The organism is Lutimaribacter saemankumensis, from assembly GCF_900100005.1.
Taxonomy (GTDB): Bacteria; Pseudomonadota; Alphaproteobacteria; order Rhodobacterales; family Rhodobacteraceae; genus Lutimaribacter; species Lutimaribacter saemankumensis.
The window spans coordinates 482,334-497,813 of record NZ_FNEB01000001.1 but is presented as its reverse complement, the minus strand read 5'-3'; the positions used below and the strand labels follow the sequence as shown (position 1 = coordinate 497,813).

At 65.0% G+C, this 15,480-nt stretch carries 16 protein-coding genes; 8 read left to right on the top strand and 8 right to left on the bottom strand.

The genetic code is table 11. The features are described 5' to 3' along the window. Positions 1–54 precede the first annotated feature (54 nt). Genes BLT50_RS02425 through BLT50_RS19205 form a run of 3 tightly spaced genes read right to left on the bottom strand, consistent with a single transcriptional unit; the run spans position 55 to position 2,658 of the window. The gene (locus tag BLT50_RS02425; protein WP_090026117.1) at positions 55–981 is read right to left on the bottom strand and encodes a site-specific tyrosine recombinase XerD; all 927 of its coding nucleotides are present in this window, start codon (positions 979–981) and stop codon (positions 55–57) included. 2 nt (positions 982–983) lie between these two features. Then, positions 984–2,519, bottom strand: coding sequence for a hypothetical protein (locus BLT50_RS02420; protein ID WP_090026115.1), 1,536 nt, complete (start codon positions 2,517–2,519; stop codon positions 984–986). Beyond that, complete coding sequence (locus BLT50_RS19205; RefSeq protein WP_175491371.1) at positions 2,509–2,658, bottom strand: hypothetical protein; 150 nt, start codon at positions 2,656–2,658, stop codon at positions 2,509–2,511. Before BLT50_RS19205 ends, BLT50_RS02420 begins: the two co-directional genes overlap by 11 nt. 115 nt (positions 2,659–2,773) lie before the next feature. On the opposite strand from BLT50_RS19205, the gene BLT50_RS02410 reads away from it, so the two are divergent. From BLT50_RS02410 to BLT50_RS02400, 3 genes are all read left to right on the top strand, one after another. Continuing rightward, on the top strand, positions 2,774–3,322 hold the full coding sequence (locus tag BLT50_RS02410) for a shikimate kinase (protein WP_090027010.1): 549 nt from the start codon (positions 2,774–2,776) through the stop codon (positions 3,320–3,322). After that, positions 3,319–4,434 (top strand): 3-dehydroquinate synthase, encoded by a 1,116-nt coding sequence (aroB, locus tag BLT50_RS02405; protein ID WP_090026111.1) that lies wholly within the window; start codon positions 3,319–3,321, stop codon positions 4,432–4,434. Before BLT50_RS02410 ends, aroB begins: the two co-directional genes overlap by 4 nt. An 86-nt stretch (positions 4,435–4,520) precedes the next feature. Beyond that, on the top strand, positions 4,521–5,840 hold the full coding sequence (locus tag BLT50_RS02400) for a VPLPA-CTERM sorting domain-containing protein (protein WP_090026109.1): 1,320 nt from the start codon (positions 4,521–4,523) through the stop codon (positions 5,838–5,840). 48 nt (positions 5,841–5,888) lie between these two features. On the opposite strand, the gene tyrS is transcribed toward BLT50_RS02400, so the two are convergent. Further along, positions 5,889–7,142 carry a tyrosine--tRNA ligase gene (tyrS, locus tag BLT50_RS02395; RefSeq protein WP_090026107.1) on the bottom strand — a complete coding sequence of 418 codons (1,254 nt, stop codon included), beginning with the start codon at positions 7,140–7,142 and terminating at the stop codon, positions 5,889–5,891. 63 nt (positions 7,143–7,205) lie between these two features. Here tyrS and BLT50_RS02390 point away from each other — a divergent pair, with 63 nt between their 5' ends. Beyond that, complete coding sequence (locus BLT50_RS02390; RefSeq protein ID WP_090027009.1) at positions 7,206–8,309, top strand: anhydro-N-acetylmuramic acid kinase; 1,104 nt, start codon at positions 7,206–7,208, stop codon at positions 8,307–8,309. Here BLT50_RS02390 and BLT50_RS18940 read toward each other — a convergent pair. Beyond that, positions 8,287–8,475 carry a hypothetical protein gene (locus BLT50_RS18940; RefSeq protein ID WP_139170457.1) on the bottom strand — a complete coding sequence of 63 codons (189 nt, stop codon included), beginning with the start codon at positions 8,473–8,475 and terminating at the stop codon, positions 8,287–8,289. The two genes, BLT50_RS02390 and BLT50_RS18940, sit on opposite strands and share 23 nt — an antisense overlap. Here BLT50_RS18940 and zwf point away from each other — a divergent pair. From zwf to pgi, 3 genes are read left to right on the top strand one after another with little or no spacing between them, the layout of a single operon-like run. Beyond that, complete coding sequence (zwf, locus tag BLT50_RS02385) at positions 8,459–9,907, top strand: glucose-6-phosphate dehydrogenase (RefSeq protein WP_090026105.1); 1,449 nt, start codon at positions 8,459–8,461, stop codon at positions 9,905–9,907. The two genes, BLT50_RS18940 and zwf, sit on opposite strands and share 17 nt — an antisense overlap. After that, complete coding sequence (pgl, locus tag BLT50_RS02380; RefSeq protein ID WP_090026103.1) at positions 9,904–10,575, top strand: 6-phosphogluconolactonase; 672 nt, start codon at positions 9,904–9,906, stop codon at positions 10,573–10,575. Before zwf ends, pgl begins: the two co-directional genes overlap by 4 nt. After that, positions 10,572–12,176 (top strand): glucose-6-phosphate isomerase, encoded by a 1,605-nt coding sequence (gene pgi, locus BLT50_RS02375; RefSeq protein WP_425433923.1) that lies wholly within the window; start codon positions 10,572–10,574, stop codon positions 12,174–12,176. The genes pgl and pgi overlap by 4 nt, the downstream gene beginning before the upstream one ends. 138 nt (positions 12,177–12,314) lie before the next feature. On the opposite strand, the gene BLT50_RS02370 is transcribed toward pgi, so the two are convergent. Continuing rightward, positions 12,315–12,731: a cupin domain-containing protein gene (locus tag BLT50_RS02370; protein ID WP_090026102.1), complete on the bottom strand. Its 417-nt coding sequence runs from the start codon at positions 12,729–12,731 to the stop codon at positions 12,315–12,317. A 184-nt stretch (positions 12,732–12,915) separates the two neighbouring features. Here BLT50_RS02370 and BLT50_RS02365 point away from each other — a divergent pair, with 184 nt between their 5' ends. After that, on the top strand, positions 12,916–13,194 hold the full coding sequence (locus tag BLT50_RS02365) for a glycine zipper 2TM domain-containing protein (RefSeq protein WP_090026100.1): 279 nt from the start codon (positions 12,916–12,918) through the stop codon (positions 13,192–13,194). Between the two features lie 38 nt (positions 13,195–13,232). Here the strand turns inward: BLT50_RS02365 and eno are convergent, their stop codons facing one another. Both eno and BLT50_RS02355 read right to left on the bottom strand, forming a co-directional pair. Beyond that, complete coding sequence (eno, locus tag BLT50_RS02360; RefSeq protein ID WP_090026098.1) at positions 13,233–14,507, bottom strand: phosphopyruvate hydratase; 1,275 nt, start codon at positions 14,505–14,507, stop codon at positions 13,233–13,235. Positions 14,508–14,594: 87 nt separating this feature from the next. Further along, positions 14,595–15,479 (bottom strand): DMT family transporter, encoded by an 885-nt coding sequence (locus tag BLT50_RS02355; RefSeq protein ID WP_090026095.1) that lies wholly within the window; start codon positions 15,477–15,479, stop codon positions 14,595–14,597. Position 15,480 lies beyond the last annotated feature (1 nt).

Here is a 15,480-nt window from a genome sequence, read left to right as displayed (position 1 = left end):
TGTGAAAGATAGATGACTTATGGGGACTGCCGCCATTTGGATCAAGGGGTTGGCTCAGTCGCGCGCCAATGGGTGGTGATCCAGCACCAGGTCGCGCAGGCGCTCTTCCAGAACATGGGTGTAGATTTCCGTGGTCGCCACGTCGGCATGGCCCAGCAGCGTCTGGATCGCGCGCAGGTCGGCACCGTTGGCCAGAAGGTGCGTGGCAAAGGCATGCCGCAAGGTGTGCGGCGTCACCTTGCCGGGGCTGACGCCCGACGCCACGGCAAGCTCTTTTATCAGCATGTAGAACCGATGCCGTGTCAGGTGGCCCAGCTTGCCGCGCGACGGGAACAGGAAACGCGACGGTGCCGCGCCCTTTTCGCGGGCGCGCTCTTCGGTTTCGTCGCGCAGGGCCAGCCAGTCTGCCAGCGCCTCACGCGCCGGTGGCGACAGCGGAACCAGCCGTTCCTTGCCGCCTTTCCCCATGACCAGCAACATGCGCGGATCGCCCCTTGCGGCGGAAACGGGCAGGGATACCAGCTCGGTCACCCGCATGCCGGTGGCATAGAGCAGCTCCATCAGGCAGGTGTTGCGCACCCTTTCCTCGGTGCTGCGGCCCACGCTGCGCGCGGACTGGAGCAGGCGGTCGACCTCTTCCTCGCTCAGGGTCTTTGGCAGCCGCTTGTCGCGGCCTGGCCCCGAGATCTGGATCGCCGGATTGTCGCCCCGCCAGCCTTCTTCAAAGGCAAAGCGGTAAAGCTGCTTGATCGCCGAAAGCCGCCGCGCGCGGGTCGATTTCGCAAGGCCCTGCGCGTCGCAATGCAACAGATAGCTTTCCACGTCCTCGCGCCGCGCGCCGTCAAAACCCTTGCCTTTGCCGGCCAACCAGTCGGCAAAATCACGCAGGTCGCGCCCATAGGCCAGTTGCGTGTTCGTTGCGGCCCCCTGTTCGGCGGCGGCCGCTTCGAGAAAGGCGGAAATCCACTGGTGATCGTTCATGCTCAGCCCCGCGTTCCCAATAGCAGTAACTGAAGCGAGGCGCGTCGCGCCGTGTCCTCTAGCCCCATGGCGCGGAACGCCGACAACGCCTTTTCAAGCGCTGCAACATCGCCGGTGTTGCCATGCTCGTACAGCGCGATGGCCGACAGGATCGCCTCTCCCAGGCGGCCTGTGTCGATCAGATCTGCGATTTCACGCGGGGGCGTTGCGCTTTCGAAGGCACGGGAAATGGCCACGCGCAACGCGTCGTTGCCGGGGGCCGGAGGCGCGCCACGCGCAACGCCGGTCGCAAAGGCGCGCGCCGGTATAGCGCTGCCGCGCGTCATCGCGGCGTTTTCATAGGCCGGGCCCAGCAAGGCTACGTCGTAAGCCAGCGCCGCGGCGGTGCCGGTCAGCGGCAGCCGCATCAGTTCGGCCCCGTAAAGTTCGGCAAACGGCACTTCGAGCCGGGCCGCCCGCATCGCCCGCCACGCGCCCGGCAGCGCGCGCGCAACCGCGCCGGGATCGCCGGTCCGCATCGCGGTGTCAAAGCGCTGGATCGCCTCGACACGGTCCCAGATACCGCCCGAGGCCGCTGGCAACCGCTCGGAATAGATGCCGAGCAGCCGGTTCACCGGCAGCGCGCCGGTGCGCGCCAGCCGTTCCGCGGCAACCAGCTCGGCCTTCCAGCCGACCGTGCTGCGCAAGTCCCCCATGGCAAAGGCGCGGGGCAGGGTGTTGGTGGGCAGCGGTTCGCCCACCGCCTCGTAGAGCCGGAACAGCAGCGGGCTGGGGCGCACGGGCGGCAGCGGCAGCGGTTCGCCTTCGAACATCTCGGGGTCAAGGAATTGCGCCAGCAACCGGTCCTCGAGGTCGGAAATGAATCCCAGGGCCCGCGCGGTATCGAGCGTCAGGGCCGCAGCCGACCAGTCTCCCCCACGCGCGGTGCAGAACACCCGCGCGGCATAGCTGGGGCTGAGATGCGGGCTGTCGCGCAAGGCGCGGCAGGCCTTGTCCTCGTCGCCCGTCAGCAGCGTTGCGTCGAACCAGCGCGCGAACAGGGCAGGCGTCCCGGCACCCGCGCGTTCAAGCAGCGCCTGCGCCGGCTCGACCGCGCCCAGTTCCATCAAGGCGTCGATCCGCGCCTGCAGGAACGGTGCGTCCGTTCCGCTGTCGGCGGGGGCGTCGGCCTCGGCCAGCAGCAACGTGTAGAGCAGCGATTGCATCGCCGGAAGGCGCGTGACGTTGCGCGCCATCAACAGCGTTCTCAATTCGGCGGCGCGGCTTTGCTGCCAAAGACTGCGCGGCAAGCCGGTGATCGACGAGGGCAACAATCCGACCGCATCGGCCTGCACCTCGCCCAACGGCGTCACGCTGACAGCCGGGATCGTGGCGCTGTCGGTCACGGGCGATTCCCCAGGAATGCCGGTTGGCGGCATGACGCGCGTTACGGGCAGGGCGGTTGGCGTGCTCAGCCAGTCGATCGCCGAAAGCGGCGCTTCCTGGGCGGAGGCGGCAAAGGGAAGGCACAGCAGGGCAAATGCCAGCCTAGTCCGCATTCAGTATCACCCGTTCACGCACCTCTTCCTGCGGGGGCGAGAAATCCGCCCCCAGAAACGGCCCGATATAGGCATAGGCCACCAACGCGATGGCCCCCAGAACGATCAGAATGAGAAGGTATTTGATTAGTCGCCCCATGTCGCCTGCCTGTTCGTCTTTGTTTTCACAAGATATAACTGGCATTTCGACAAAGATCACGTCATTCAGTCGTGAATTGGGAAAAACGGCGTCGAGACGCCGATGCGGGCAAGTGATGGGCTGGCAACTGAAAAAGACGGTCGTCATGGTCGGGATGATGGGTGCGGGCAAGACGGCCGTGGGCCGGGCGCTTGCCGCGCGGCTTGCCGTGCCGTTCCTCGATTCGGATGCCGAGATCGAGGCCGCCGCCAACATGACCATCCCCGAAATCTTTTCACGCGACGGCGAGGCGTTCTTTCGCACCAAGGAATCGCAGGTGATCGAACGCCTGCTGGAATCGGAACGCTGCATCCTGTCCACGGGCGGTGGCGCCTTCATGGCCGAGGGCAACCGCGCGATGATCAGCGAAAAGGGCGTGGCCGTCTGGCTGGATGCCGGGCTTGACCTGTTGTGGCAGCGGGTCCGACACAAGACCACGCGCCCGCTGTTGCGCACCCCCAATCCCAAGGCAACGCTGACCGATCTCTACCAGGCCCGTGTTCCGGTCTATGCGCTGGCCGATCTGCGGGTCGACGTTTCGCCAAAATTCTCGATCGAAGATACCGTCGACCGCGTGATCGAGGTTCTGAAAACCCGCCCCGACGTTCTGGAAGAGGCCGCGTGATGGAAACCGTGCATGTAGGTCTGGAAGGCCGCGAATACGACATTCACATCGGGCCTGGCCTTTTGGCACAGGCCGGCGCGCTGATCGGCCCGCTGCTGGCGCGACCGCGTGTCGCCGTCGTGACCGATGAAACGGTCGCCGCGCTCCATCTCGACGCGTTGCGCGCCGGGCTGTCCGCCGCCGGCATCGACATGGTTTCGCTTGCGCTGCCGCCGGGTGAGGGCACCAAGAGTTGGCCGCAGTTCGAGCGCACGGTCGAATGGCTGCTGGAACAAAAGGTCGAACGCCGCGACATGGTCGTGGCCTTCGGCGGCGGCGTTATCGGCGATCTTGTGGGCTTTGCCGCGTCGGTTTTGCGGCGCGGTGTGCGGTTCGTGCAGATACCCACCACATTGCTGGCGCAGGTCGACAGCTCGGTCGGGGGAAAGACTGGGATCAATGCACCACAGGGCAAGAACCTGATCGGCGCCTTCCATCAGCCAAGCCTTGTGCTGGCCGATACCGAGGTTCTGGGCACTCTGACGGAACGGGACTACCTGGCCGGCTACGGTGAGGTGGTCAAATACGGGCTTTTGGGGGATTCGGAATTCTTTCAATGGCTTGAGGGCAATGGCTCACGCGCGTCGGCGGGTGACATGACGGCCCGCATCGCGGCGGTCAAACGCTCGGTCCAGATGAAGGCCGATATCGTCGAACGCGACGAAACCGAACAAGGGGATCGCGCGCTGCTGAACCTCGGCCACACGTTCTGCCATGCGCTCGAATCCGCGACGGGGTATTCCGGCCGCCTCCTTCACGGCGAGGGCGTTGCCATCGGCTGCGCGCTGGCGTTCGAACTTTCGGCGCGGCTGGGCCTGTGCAGCCAGGAAGATCCCAGCCGTGTACGTGCCCATCTGCGCGACATGAACATGAAGGTTGATCTGTCTGATATCGAAGGGGAACTTCCCGATGCAGACGGTCTGCTTTCGCTCATGGCGCAAGACAAGAAGGTGATCGACGGCAAGCTTCGTTTCATTCTCGTGCACGGCATCGGCGATGCCTTCGTCACCTCCGACGTGCCGCCCGATGTGGTCCGCCAGGTGCTGTCCGACGCTTTGGCGTCACGCGGGTGATACGCGCATTGCGGGCAGGCGGCTGTCACGCATGTGTCATGCGATCTGGCTAGCCTCTCAGGGTGAATTAACCTTGGGGGATTTCCATGAAAAGACTTCTGCTTTTGACCGCCGCGTTCGGGTTTGCCCACGCGGTCGGTCCGGCGTTTGCCGATTGCGCACCTGACAGCATCGCTTCGGGCGAAACGGCGACTTGCACGGGCGTCGACAATGACGGGTTTTCCGATGGCTCGTCGGACATCACCGTGAATGTCCAGGCCGGTGCAACCGTCAATTCCGTGCCGGGCGATGACGCCATCGACATCGACGACGACGACACGGTTCTGAACAATTCCGGCACGCTCAATGCCGATGACGACGGTGTGCAGGGCGGTGACGGCTTTACCCTTGTCAACAACGGCACGATCAACGCAGGCGATGACGGTGTGAACGTCGAAGGACGCAGCAATGTCAACTTGATCAACAACGGCACGATCAACAGTGTCGACCGTGGCGTTCACATGGATGACGATGCCGGCGGCGGGCTGAACAACGTTCTGGTGAACACGGGCAGCATCGTTTCCACGACCGGCGAAGGTGTCGAAGGCGGCGATTTCAACACCGTCACCAATGCCGCCGGTGCTTTGATCCAGGGCTATGACGATGCGCTGCAGGTTGGACAGAATGCGACCATCACCAACCATGGGACGATCCGGTCGAACGGGATTCCCGGCGATCCGCAGGACGGTATCGACATCGACAGCGGCTCGATCGTCAACGGTGCGACGGGCCGTATCCTTTCGGATCTCGACGCCGCGATCGATTTTGACGAAAGCGCCATCGCGTCCACCATCGACAACGCGGGCGAAATTGCGGGCGAAACTGGCATCATGGTCGAAACCGATCCGGCCGAGGCCAATACCGCAGCGCAGATTGTCATAAACCGCACCGGTGCCACGATCGAAGGGCGCGCCGGGATTGCGCTGCTGTTGGGGGCGGGCATGGATAGCCTGACAAACGAGGCGGGCGGCACCATCCTGGGATCGGCGCTGTTTGGCGACGACGATGACAAGATGACCTTGCTTGGCGACTATAGCGGCCGTTTCGGCGGCTCTGGCGCGGTGTTCGACGGCGGGACCGGTACCGATGCCGTGACGTTCGTGGATTACGCCTTTTCCCAGATTGCGGGGGTGTCCCTGATCACCGACGGGTTCGCCCTGTCGCTGGACAACGGCAACGGCATGTTCGACATCGCGTTGACCGGTTGGGAAAGCTTCATTTTTTCAGGCGGCGATACGCGCGCGGCCGCCGATCTGCGTGGCCTTGCATCGGCGGCGGTACCGTTGCCCGCAGGGCTGGTGCTGTTGCTGTCGGGGATCGGCGGGCTGGCCGCCCTTCGCCGGCGGCGCGGCACCCAAGCTGCCTGAGGGCTGGCGAAAAACGATCGGGCAGGCGCCAGGCCTGCCCGTTTCCATTCAGACGTCCAGTTTGACCAGCGCGTGACGTTTCTTGCCCGCGCTCAGCTTGATCGGGCTGGACAGCGCGGCGGCGTCGATCATCAGACCGGCATCGGTCAGCGGTGCATCGTCCAGCCGCGCGCCGTTTTCCGCGATCAGACGCTTGGCGTCCTTGCCGGATTTCGCCAGACCCGATTTCACGAAAAGCTGCACGATGGAAACACCGTCGCCAAGATCAGCCGCGGACAGCGTCACCGTGGGCAGATCGTCACCCACGCCACCACGCTCGAACACCTCGCGCGCGGTCGCTTCGGCCGCGGCGGCCGCCTCGGCACCATGGCACAGGGCCGTGACGGCATTGGCCAGCACGATCTTGGCGGCGTTGATTTCGGACCCGCCAAGCGCGCCGAGCCGTTCGCATTCCCCGATATCCATCTCGGTATAAAGTTTGAGGAACCGCCCCACATCCGCGTCTGTGGTGTTGCGCCAGAACTGCCAGAATTCGTAAGGCGAACGCATGTCGGCATTCAGCCACACCGCGCCGTCTGCCGTCTTGCCCATCTTCTTGCCGTCTGACGTGGTCAGCAGGGGCGAGGTCAGTCCGTAAACTTCGTGATCCAGCACGCGGCGGGTCAGGTCGATGCCGTTGACGATATTCCCCCACTGGTCCGATCCGCCCATCTGCAACAGGCAGCCATAGCGGCGGTTCAGCTCCAGGAAGTCATAGGCCTGCAAAATCATGTAGTTGAATTCGAGGAAGGACAGAGATTGTTCCCGATCCAGACGTGACTTCACGGATTCAAAGGACAGCATCCGGTTGACGCTGAAGTGCCGGCCGATATCGCGCAGGAAATCCAGATAGTTCAGGTCGTCCAGCCATTCGTCGTTGTTAAGCATGAGCGCGCCGGTGGGGCTGTCGTCATAGCGCACGTATTTGGCAAAGACCTGCTTGATCCCGGCGATGTTGTCGTCGATCTGGGCGGGCGTCAGCAGCGGGCGTTCGTCGGCGCGAAAGCTGGGATCGCCCACCTTCGTCGTGCCGCCGCCCATCAGCGTGATCGGCTTGTGCCCGGTCTTTTGCAGCCAGCGCAGCATCATGATCTGGATCAGGCTACCCACATGCAGCGACTTGGCCGTGGCGTCGAACCCGATATAGCCCGGCACCACCCCCTTGCTCAGCGCCTCGTCGAGGCCCTGGTAATCGGTGCAGTCGGCCAGAAAGCCGCGCTCGATCATGACACGCATGAAATCCGACTTGGGGTGATAGGTCATCTGTCTTGTTCCCATAAGAATTGCGCGGCATGTATAGGCATCGAATTGGCAAAGGAAAAGGCCATGTTGAAAGGGCAGGTCGTGCGGGCGCTCGGGGCGATGTCGGGAACGTCGCTCGACGGGGTGGATGCGGCCGCGGTCGAGACCGACGGGGTAACGATTTCGGGCTTTGGCGAAAGCGCCTACCGTCCCTATTCGCGCGACGAACAGGCGGTGCTGCGCGCGGCGCTTGGCCGCTGGCCTGGCCAGGATGGGGTCGCGCCCGCCGCAAGGCTGGTCGAGGACGCGCATGCGCAGCTTTTGTCGGAATTCGACGGCATCGACCTGATCGGCTTTCACGGGCAGACCCTGGCGCACGATCCTGCGGGCGGGCGCACACATCAGGCGGGCGATGGCGCACGACTGGCCGGGCTGCTGGGCCGGCCCGTGGTCTGGGACTTTCGCAGCGCCGATATGCGGCTTGGCGGGCAGGGCGCGCCGCTGGCGCCGTTTTTCCACTTCGCCTGCGCAAAGTTCATCGGCGCCGACGCGCCTTTGGCGTTTCTGAACCTCGGCGGTGTCGGCAACCTGACCTGGATCGACCCCGCGCGGCCTGCGCCCGAGGCCGAAGGCGCGCTGCTTGCCTTCGACACAGGTCCGGCGAATGCGCCGCTCAACGACCTGATGATGGAACGGCGTGGCCTGCCGTTCGACGAGGGCGGCGCGCTGGCCGCACAGGGCAAGGTGGTCGATGGCGCGCTCGAGCTGTTCCTTGACGAAGGTTACTTTCTCAAGATGCCGCCCAAGTCGCTGGACCGGGACGATTTTTCGCTCATGCTCGATCTGGTGCGGGAACTGGACGATGCCAATGCGGCCGCCACGATGACGGCCATGGCGGCGGCTGCGGTGATGCAGGGGATGCAGTTCTGCCCGGCACCGCCCGAACGCCTGCTGGTCACCGGGGGCGGGCGCCACAATCCGGTGCTGATGGAAATGCTTGCCGTCGGGCTGGATTGCCCGGTCCAGCCGGTCGAGGCTGTCGGGTTGGATGGTGACATGCTCGAGGCGCAGGCATTTGCCTATCTCGCCGTGCGGGTGGCGCGCGGGCTGCCCACGTCCTGCCCGTCAACCACCGGCGTGCGCGCGGCCGTGGGCGGGGGTGAGATCAGCGGCAGGATCGGTTCGTGACGCTGTATCTGCCCGCAACAGTCCAGGGTCGTCCCAGCGCCGCGCTGTAAAGAACGACAACCGGGCCGTCGCAAAGCCCTGCCAGTTCTTCCTTGGGATTGTGCCCAAGTATCGGCGTGTTACTCTGCATCGCAGCAGAGAGGTTCATCATGGTTTCCAGAGTCATCCCCGTCGATCCCTTTGACCTGGTGGTGATCGGCGGTACGGGCGATCTGGCGCGGCGTAAGATTCTGCCCGCGCTCTACCGGCGTTTCTGCGCGGGCCAGATTCCCGACGATGCACAGATCATCGGCGCCGCGCGCTCCGAGATGGACGACGCCGGGTATCGCGATTTCGTCGGCGCGGCCCTGGATGAGTTCGCCGGGGCGGCCGGCTGTGACGACCGGGCCCGATTCTTGTCGATCATCGGCTATGTCACGCTCGATGCGCGCGGCGATGGCGGCTGGGCCGCGTTGGCCGGCCGGTTGGAGCCGGGTCGGGTACAGGCGTTTTATTTCTCGGTCGGACCGTCGCTTTTCATGACGATCGCAGAGCGCCTTCAGGCGCATGGCATGGCCGGGCCCGATACGCGCATCGTGGTGGAAAAACCCTTTGGCCGCGATCTGGCTTCGGCCCGGGCGCTGAATGCCGATCTCGCCAAGTATTTCGACGAGGGACAGATTTACCGCATCGACCATTACCTCGGTAAGGAAACCGTGCAGAACCTGATGGCGATCCGCTTTGGCAACATGCTGTTCGAGCCGCTCTGGAACAGCCAGTATGTCGACCACATCCAGATCACCGTTGCCGAAACCGTGGGCGTCGAGGGGCGGGGCGAATATTACGAGCGCGCCGGTGCCATGCGCGACATGGTTCAGAACCACCTGATGCAGCTTTTGTGCCTGATCGCGATGGAGCCGCCGTCGAAATTCGATCCCGACGCCGTTCGGGACGAAAAGCTCAAGGTTATCCGCGCGCTCGATCCGGTGACGCCCGACGATGTCGTGCGCGGCCAATACCTCGCCGATGGCGACAGGCCGGGATTTCGCGAACATGTGGGAAATGCGGAATCCACCACCGAAAGTTTCATCGCGCTGAAGGTGCGGATCAGCAACTGGCGGTGGGCGGGTACGCCGATCTACCTGCGCACGGGCAAACGCCTGCGCGCGCGGACCTCGGAAATCGACGTCGTGTTCAAGGACACGCCGCATTCCATTTTCGGCCCCGAAGCGGGCCGGCACCGCAATATCCTGACCATCCGGTTGCAACCCAACGAAGGGATCGACCTCGGCGTCACGATCAAGGAACCCGGGCCGGGGGGAATGCGGCTGGTTGACGTGCCGCTCGACATGACGTTCGCGCAGGCGCTGGGGCCGGACGCCAAGGATGTCCCCGACGCCTACGAGCGCCTGATCATGGACGTGATCCGGGGCAACCAGACCCTGTTCATGCGCGGCGACGAGGTCGAAGCGGCCTGGGCCTGGACGGACCCGATCATTGCCGGCTGGGAGGAGGCGGGCAAGGATCCCATCCCCTATGACACCGGCAGTGCAGGCCCCGAAGAGGCATTGGCCCTGATGCATCGCGATGGCCGCCGCTGGAGGGAGATACGGGTATGAAGCTGCTCGAATACGCCGACCCGGACATGCTGGCGATCGACCTTGCCAACAAGCTGGCGGGGGAACTGGCCGCCGCGCTGATGCACGAGGATCGCGCCACCCTGATCGTGCCCGGCGGCAGCACGCCCGGTCCGGTCTTTGACGATCTCTGTGCCGCCGATCTCGATTGGTCGCGCGTGGACGTGTTGTTGTCGGATGAACGCTGGGTGCCGCAGGACGATCCTGCATCGAACGCGGGGCTTGTGCGCAGTCGTCTGCTTGTCGACCGGGCAGCCGCCGCGCGGTTCCTTCCCTTTCATGTCGAAGGCGAGACACCCGAAAACGCGCTGACGGCGCTGCAAGACCGGGTCGAGGCGCATCTGCCCGCGGCTGTCGCTCTTTTGGGTATGGGCGATGACATGCATACGGCAAGCCTGTTTCCCCGCGCCGACAACCTGCGTCTTGCGCTCGACCCGCACGCGCCCGCGCTTGTCGAGATGCGCGCACCGGGGTTGGAGCATACCCGCGTCAGCCTGAGCGCGCGGGCGCTTGCCTCTTCGTTGTCGCTGCACGTGGTGATAACCGGGCCGGACAAGCGCGCGGCGCTGGAACGCGCGCTGAACCTGCCGCCCCAGGAGGCACCGATCGCGGCGGTGCTGGACGACGCGGTGGTTCATTGGGCGGAGTGATGACGATGTGGGACGAGCTTCATGCCTTGCAGTCCGGGGTGGCCGACCGCCGCATTCAGACGTTGTTCGACGATCCCGCGCGGTTCTACGCGTTTTCCGCGCGGTTCGACGGGATGCTGCTGGATTATTCCAAGACGAATATCGACGATGCGATCCGGGCCGCACTGATCGCGCTGGCCGAAGCCGCGGGTTTGCCCGAGGCCCGCGCGGCGATGTTCGGCGGTGAGAGGATCAACCGAACTGAGGGCCGCGCGGTTTTGCACACGGCGCTCAGGGCGCCTGCAGGATCGGTGATCGAGATCGGCGGCGAAAACGTCATGCCGGAGGTCGAGGAAACCCGCGCGCGCATGGCCCGGTTCGCCACGACCCTGCGCAGCGGCGCCTTCAAGGCACAGGGCGGACGGGTCACCGACGTGGTGAATATCGGCATCGGCGGGTCCGACCTGGGGCCGGCGATGGCTGTCGCCGCGCTCGCGCCCTATCACGACGGGCCGCGCTGCCATTTCGTATCGAACGTGGACGGTGCGCATATCCATGACACGCTGGCCGGGCTGAACCCGGAAACGACCGTGGTGATCGTGGCCTCGAAAACCTTCGCTACGGTCGAGACCATGACCAACGCCGCCACCGCGCGGGATTGGATGGCGGCCAGCGTGGCCGATCCCGGTGCGCAATTCGTGGCGCTGTCTTCGGCGGAGGACCGCGCGGCCGAATTCGGCATCGCGCCTGAACGGGTCTTCGGTTTCGCCGACTGGGTGGGTGGGCGCTATTCGGTCTGGGGGCCCATCGGTCTGAGCCTGATGATCGCCATCGGACCGGACGAATTTTCCGCTTTCCTTGACGGCGCGGCCGCGATGGACGCGCATTTCCGTGATGCGCCGCCGGAGGAAAACCTGCCGGTCCTGCTGGCGCTGACCGGGATTTGGCATCGCCAGATCTGCGGCTATCCCAGCCGCGCGGTGCTGCCCTATGACCAGCGGCTTGCGCTGTTGCCGGCCTATCTTCAGCAGTTGGAAATGGAAAGCAACGGCAAGCGCGTGGCGATGGACGGTGCCGACCTGACGCGCCCGTCCGGGCCCATCGTCTGGGGCGCGCCCGGCACCAACGGGCAGCATGCGTTTTATCAATTGCTGCACCAGGGCACCGATATCGTCCCTTGCGAATTCATGATCGCCGCCGAAGGGCATGAACCTTCGCTTGCCCATCATCATGCATTGCTGGTGGCCAATTGCCTGGCGCAATCCGAGGCGTTGATGAAGGGCCGCCCGCTGGAGTCGGCCCGCGCGATCATGGCGGCGAAGGGTGTGCATGGGGACGAGGCCGAGATCCAGGCGCGGCACCGGGTGTTTCCGGGCAACCGCCCGTCCACAACCCTGGCCTATGACAGGCTGACCCCGCGGCGTCTGGGCCAGATCATCGCACTGTACGAGCACAGGGTGTTCGTCGAAGGGGTGATCCTGGGCATAAATTCCTTCGATCAGTGGGGGGTGGAGCTGGGCAAGGAACTGGCGACGGCGCTGGGGCCGGTCCTGTCGGGCGACGAAGACGCGGAAGGCAAGGACGGCTCGACCGCCGGATTGGTAACATTCCTGCGTCGCTGACGATGCGGAAGGACATCGCGCGTGCCGCGCGATGGCAGGATTTGCGCCGCGTCCTTCGGCCGCGACGCGGTTTGGGGGCGCTGCCCCCCTTGGGCCTGCGGCCCAATTCCCCCCGGGATATTTCCTGAAAGAGAAAACCTAGACGATGTCGAAGCCGGGCGGGGCGAGGGTGAAGCCGTCGAAGCTGAAGCCCGGGCTGACAGTGCACCCCACCAGCGTCCAGTCGCCGGTGCTGCGTGCGGCCTGCCAGTGATGGGCGGGGACGATCACCTGCGGGGCTTCGCCCCTGTCGAGGCCGGGGCCGAGCGTGACGTCCCGGCGTGGGCCGCTGTCGGTCGGTGAAAGCGACAGGATCAGAGGTGCGCCGGCGTAGTGATGCCAGATCTCGGTCGCGTCGACCTTGTGCCAGTGGCTGCGTTCACCGGCCTTGAGCAGGAAGTAGATGCAGGTGCCGGAGGGACGGCCAGGCCCGTCATCGACCCATGTCTGGCGGTAGTGACCGCCCTCGGGATGTGGTGCGAGGCGCAACTGCGCGATGATGTCGTCTGCGGTCATCCCGGCAGTCTATGCCGGCAGGCAGGACGGGCCAAGAGGCCGTTATCGGCAAGACAGTGCCGAGCGGGATGCAGCAATCGGCAAGGTTCGGCGCATATAGGCGTTTGCGTGTTTTCCGGCTGTTCGCCGGTCGAGAAGACAAAAAGGATGGCCGCCGGACGTTACAACAAGAAAGGATGTTGCAATGAATGTTATCAAGATTTCCGTGACTTGTCTGGCCTTGTTCAGCCTGACGGCCTGTCAGAACCTGACCTCGGATCAGCGCACTGTGGTGGGCGTCGCGGGCGGTGCTGCCGCCGGTTTGATCGCCGCGGATATCCTGGAGGCCGATAACGACTGGCGCCTGATCGCGGGGCTCGCCGGGGCGGCCGCCGGTACGCTGGTGGCGCAGAACCGGCAGACTGGCAACTGCGCCTATGCACGGGGCGACGGCACGTATTACACCGCGCCTTGCCCGAATTGATGAGATGACGGCGGGGCCGCGATGGCCCCGCCGGTTCTTTACTTGAGGATCGCGCGGCCCGCGTATTGCGCGGTTTCGCCCAGCAGTTCCTCGATCCGGATCAATTGGTTGTACTTCGCCAACCGGTCCGAGCGCGCCAAGCTGCCCGTCTTGATCTGTCCGCAATTCGTGGCGACGGCGAGGTCGGCGATGGTGGCGTCCTCGGTTTCGCCCGAACGGTGCGACATGACATTGGTCATGCCGGCGCGGTGTGCCATATCGACGGCGCGCAGGGTTTCGGTCAGGCTGCCGATCTGGTTGACCTTGACGAGCATCGAGTTGGCACAGCCCTTTTCGATGCCCATGGCCAGCCGTTCGGGGTTGGTGACGAACAGATCGTCGCCCACAAGCTGCACCTTGCCGCCCAGCGTGTCGGTCAGCAGTTTCCAGCCGTCCCAGTCGTCTTCGGCGCAGCCGTCCTCGATCGAGATGATCGGGTAATCGGCGCAGAGCGCCTGCAGGTAGGCCACGTTTTCCTCGGAAGTCAGGGTTTTCCCTTCACCGGCAAGGACATACTTTCCGTCCTTGAAGTATTCGGTCGAGGCGCAGTCCAGTGCAAGATGGATGTCGTCGCCGGGCTTGTAGCCGGCTTTCTCGATCGATTTGAGGATGAAATCCAGCGCGTCGCGGGTCGAGTTCAGCGCGGGAGCGAAGCCGCCCTCGTCACCCACACCGGTTGCAAGTCCGGCGGCCGACAGTTCCTTTTTCAGGGTGTGAAACACCTCGGCGCCCATGCGGACGGCATCACGGATATTGCCCGCGCTGACCGGCATGATCATGAATTCCTGGATGTCGATCGGGTTGTCGGCATGTTCGCCACCGTTGATGATGTTCATCATCGGAACCGGCAGGACACGCGCCGACGTTCCGCCGATATAGCGGTAGAGCGGTTGTGCGGTGAAATCGGCGGCGGCCTTGGCCACGGCCAGCGACACGCCCAGGATGGCGTTCGCGCCCAGGCGGCCCTTGTTCGGCGTGCCGTCGAGTTCGATCAGGCCTTCGTCGATGGCGACCTGTTCCGTGGCGTCGAGGCCCAGCAGCGCCTCGGCGATCTCGCCGTTGACGGCGGCGCAGGCCTCGAGCACGCCCTTGCCCATGTAGCGCCCCTTGTCTCCGTCGCGGCGTTCGACCGCCTCGTAGGCGCCGGTCGAGGCGCCCGAGGGCACGGCTGCACGGCCCATGGTGCCGTCTTCGAGGATCACGTCCACCTCGACCGTGGGGTTGCCGCGGCTGTCGAGGATTTCGCGGGCGTGGATGTCGATAATCGTGCTCATTGGGTCGGTCCCTTACGCTAATGGCGAATTTGGCCCGCTTGTAAGGCGGGGCGGGCGCAAGGGAAAGGGGCGGGGGCGATGATAACGCTAGCGGGCGGCGCGGCGGGCGCGCCGATGCAGGCGGGCCTCGCGCAGCAGGGTGTAAAGCCCGCTGCCGACGATCAGGGCGGCGCCCGTCAGGGTCAGGCTGTCGGGGCGTTCACCGAACACGGTCACGCCGATGATGATGGCGAAGATCAGCCGCGAATAGCGGAACGGCGTGACGACCGCGACCTCGCCCAGGCGCATGGCGGCGACGATCGAATAATAGCCGACGATGCCCAGGACGAGCGCGCCCGCGAACTGGCCCCATTGCGCGGGCAGCGGTGTGGTCAGGCTGTGGCCCTGGACCAGCAGCAGGACAAGGCCGGTGGGCACCAGCAGCCCGAAGGCATAGGCCGAAAGCTGCATGGCCCCGATCTCGCGCGGGACGGCGCGGGTGGCGAGGTCGCGGATCGCGAGGCCGATCACGCCCTGAACCGCGAAAAGCGAGGCCGGTTCGAAGCCTTCAAGCCCGGGCCGGATGATCAGAAGGACACCGGCAAAGCCCACGAGGATCGCGCTCCAACGGCGCCAGCCCACGGCTTCCTGCATGAAGACCGCAGCGCCCAGTGTTACCGCGAGCGGCGTGGCCTGCAGGATCGCCGAGGCCGAGGAAAGCGGCGTCAGGGCGATAGCGGTGACAAAACCCATCGTGCCGATCACCTCGCCGAGGTTGCGCAGCAGGACGGGGCGGGTCAGCAGGACCGGGGAAAACAACCGCGCGCCACGGCGCGAGGCCAGCAACCCGAAGACCAGCGCGCCGCCGGCGCCCAGCATCATCAGGATCTGCCCGGTCGAGATGTCTACCGACAGGCGTTTGATGAACATGTCCTCGATGGCAAAAGCGGCCATCGCGGCCACCATCATGGCGGCGCCGCGCAGGTTTTCCATG

Coding starts and splice junctions, on each gene's coding strand:
- BLT50_RS02400 (WP_090026109.1), top strand. CDS start 4,521: ATGAAAAGACTTCTGCTTTTGACCGCCGCGTTCGGGTTTGCCCACGCG.
- BLT50_RS18940 (WP_139170457.1), bottom strand. CDS start 8,475: ATGACTCTGGAAACCATGATGAACCTCTCTGCTGCGATGCAGAGTAAC.
- tyrS (WP_090026107.1), bottom strand. CDS start 7,142: ATGACCTATCACCCCAAGTCGGATTTCATGCGTGTCATGATCGAGCGC.
- BLT50_RS02370 (WP_090026102.1), bottom strand. CDS start 12,731: ATGACCGCAGACGACATCATCGCGCAGTTGCGCCTCGCACCACATCCC.
- BLT50_RS02420 (WP_090026115.1), bottom strand. CDS start 2,519: ATGCGGACTAGGCTGGCATTTGCCCTGCTGTGCCTTCCCTTTGCCGCC.
- BLT50_RS02410 (WP_090027010.1), top strand. CDS start 2,774: ATGGGCTGGCAACTGAAAAAGACGGTCGTCATGGTCGGGATGATGGGT.
- BLT50_RS19205 (WP_175491371.1), bottom strand. CDS start 2,658: ATGGGGCGACTAATCAAATACCTTCTCATTCTGATCGTTCTGGGGGCC.
- eno (WP_090026098.1), bottom strand. CDS start 14,507: ATGAGCACGATTATCGACATCCACGCCCGCGAAATCCTCGACAGCCGC.
- zwf (WP_090026105.1), top strand. CDS start 8,459: ATGGTTTCCAGAGTCATCCCCGTCGATCCCTTTGACCTGGTGGTGATC.
- pgl (WP_090026103.1), top strand. CDS start 9,904: ATGAAGCTGCTCGAATACGCCGACCCGGACATGCTGGCGATCGACCTT.
- BLT50_RS02425 (WP_090026117.1), bottom strand. CDS start 981: ATGAACGATCACCAGTGGATTTCCGCCTTTCTCGAAGCGGCCGCCGCC.
- BLT50_RS02390 (WP_090027009.1), top strand. CDS start 7,206: ATGTTGAAAGGGCAGGTCGTGCGGGCGCTCGGGGCGATGTCGGGAACG.
- BLT50_RS02365 (WP_090026100.1), top strand. CDS start 12,916: ATGAATGTTATCAAGATTTCCGTGACTTGTCTGGCCTTGTTCAGCCTG.
- BLT50_RS02355 (WP_090026095.1), bottom strand. CDS start 15,479: ATGGAAAACCTGCGCGGCGCCGCCATGATGGTGGCCGCGATGGCCGCT.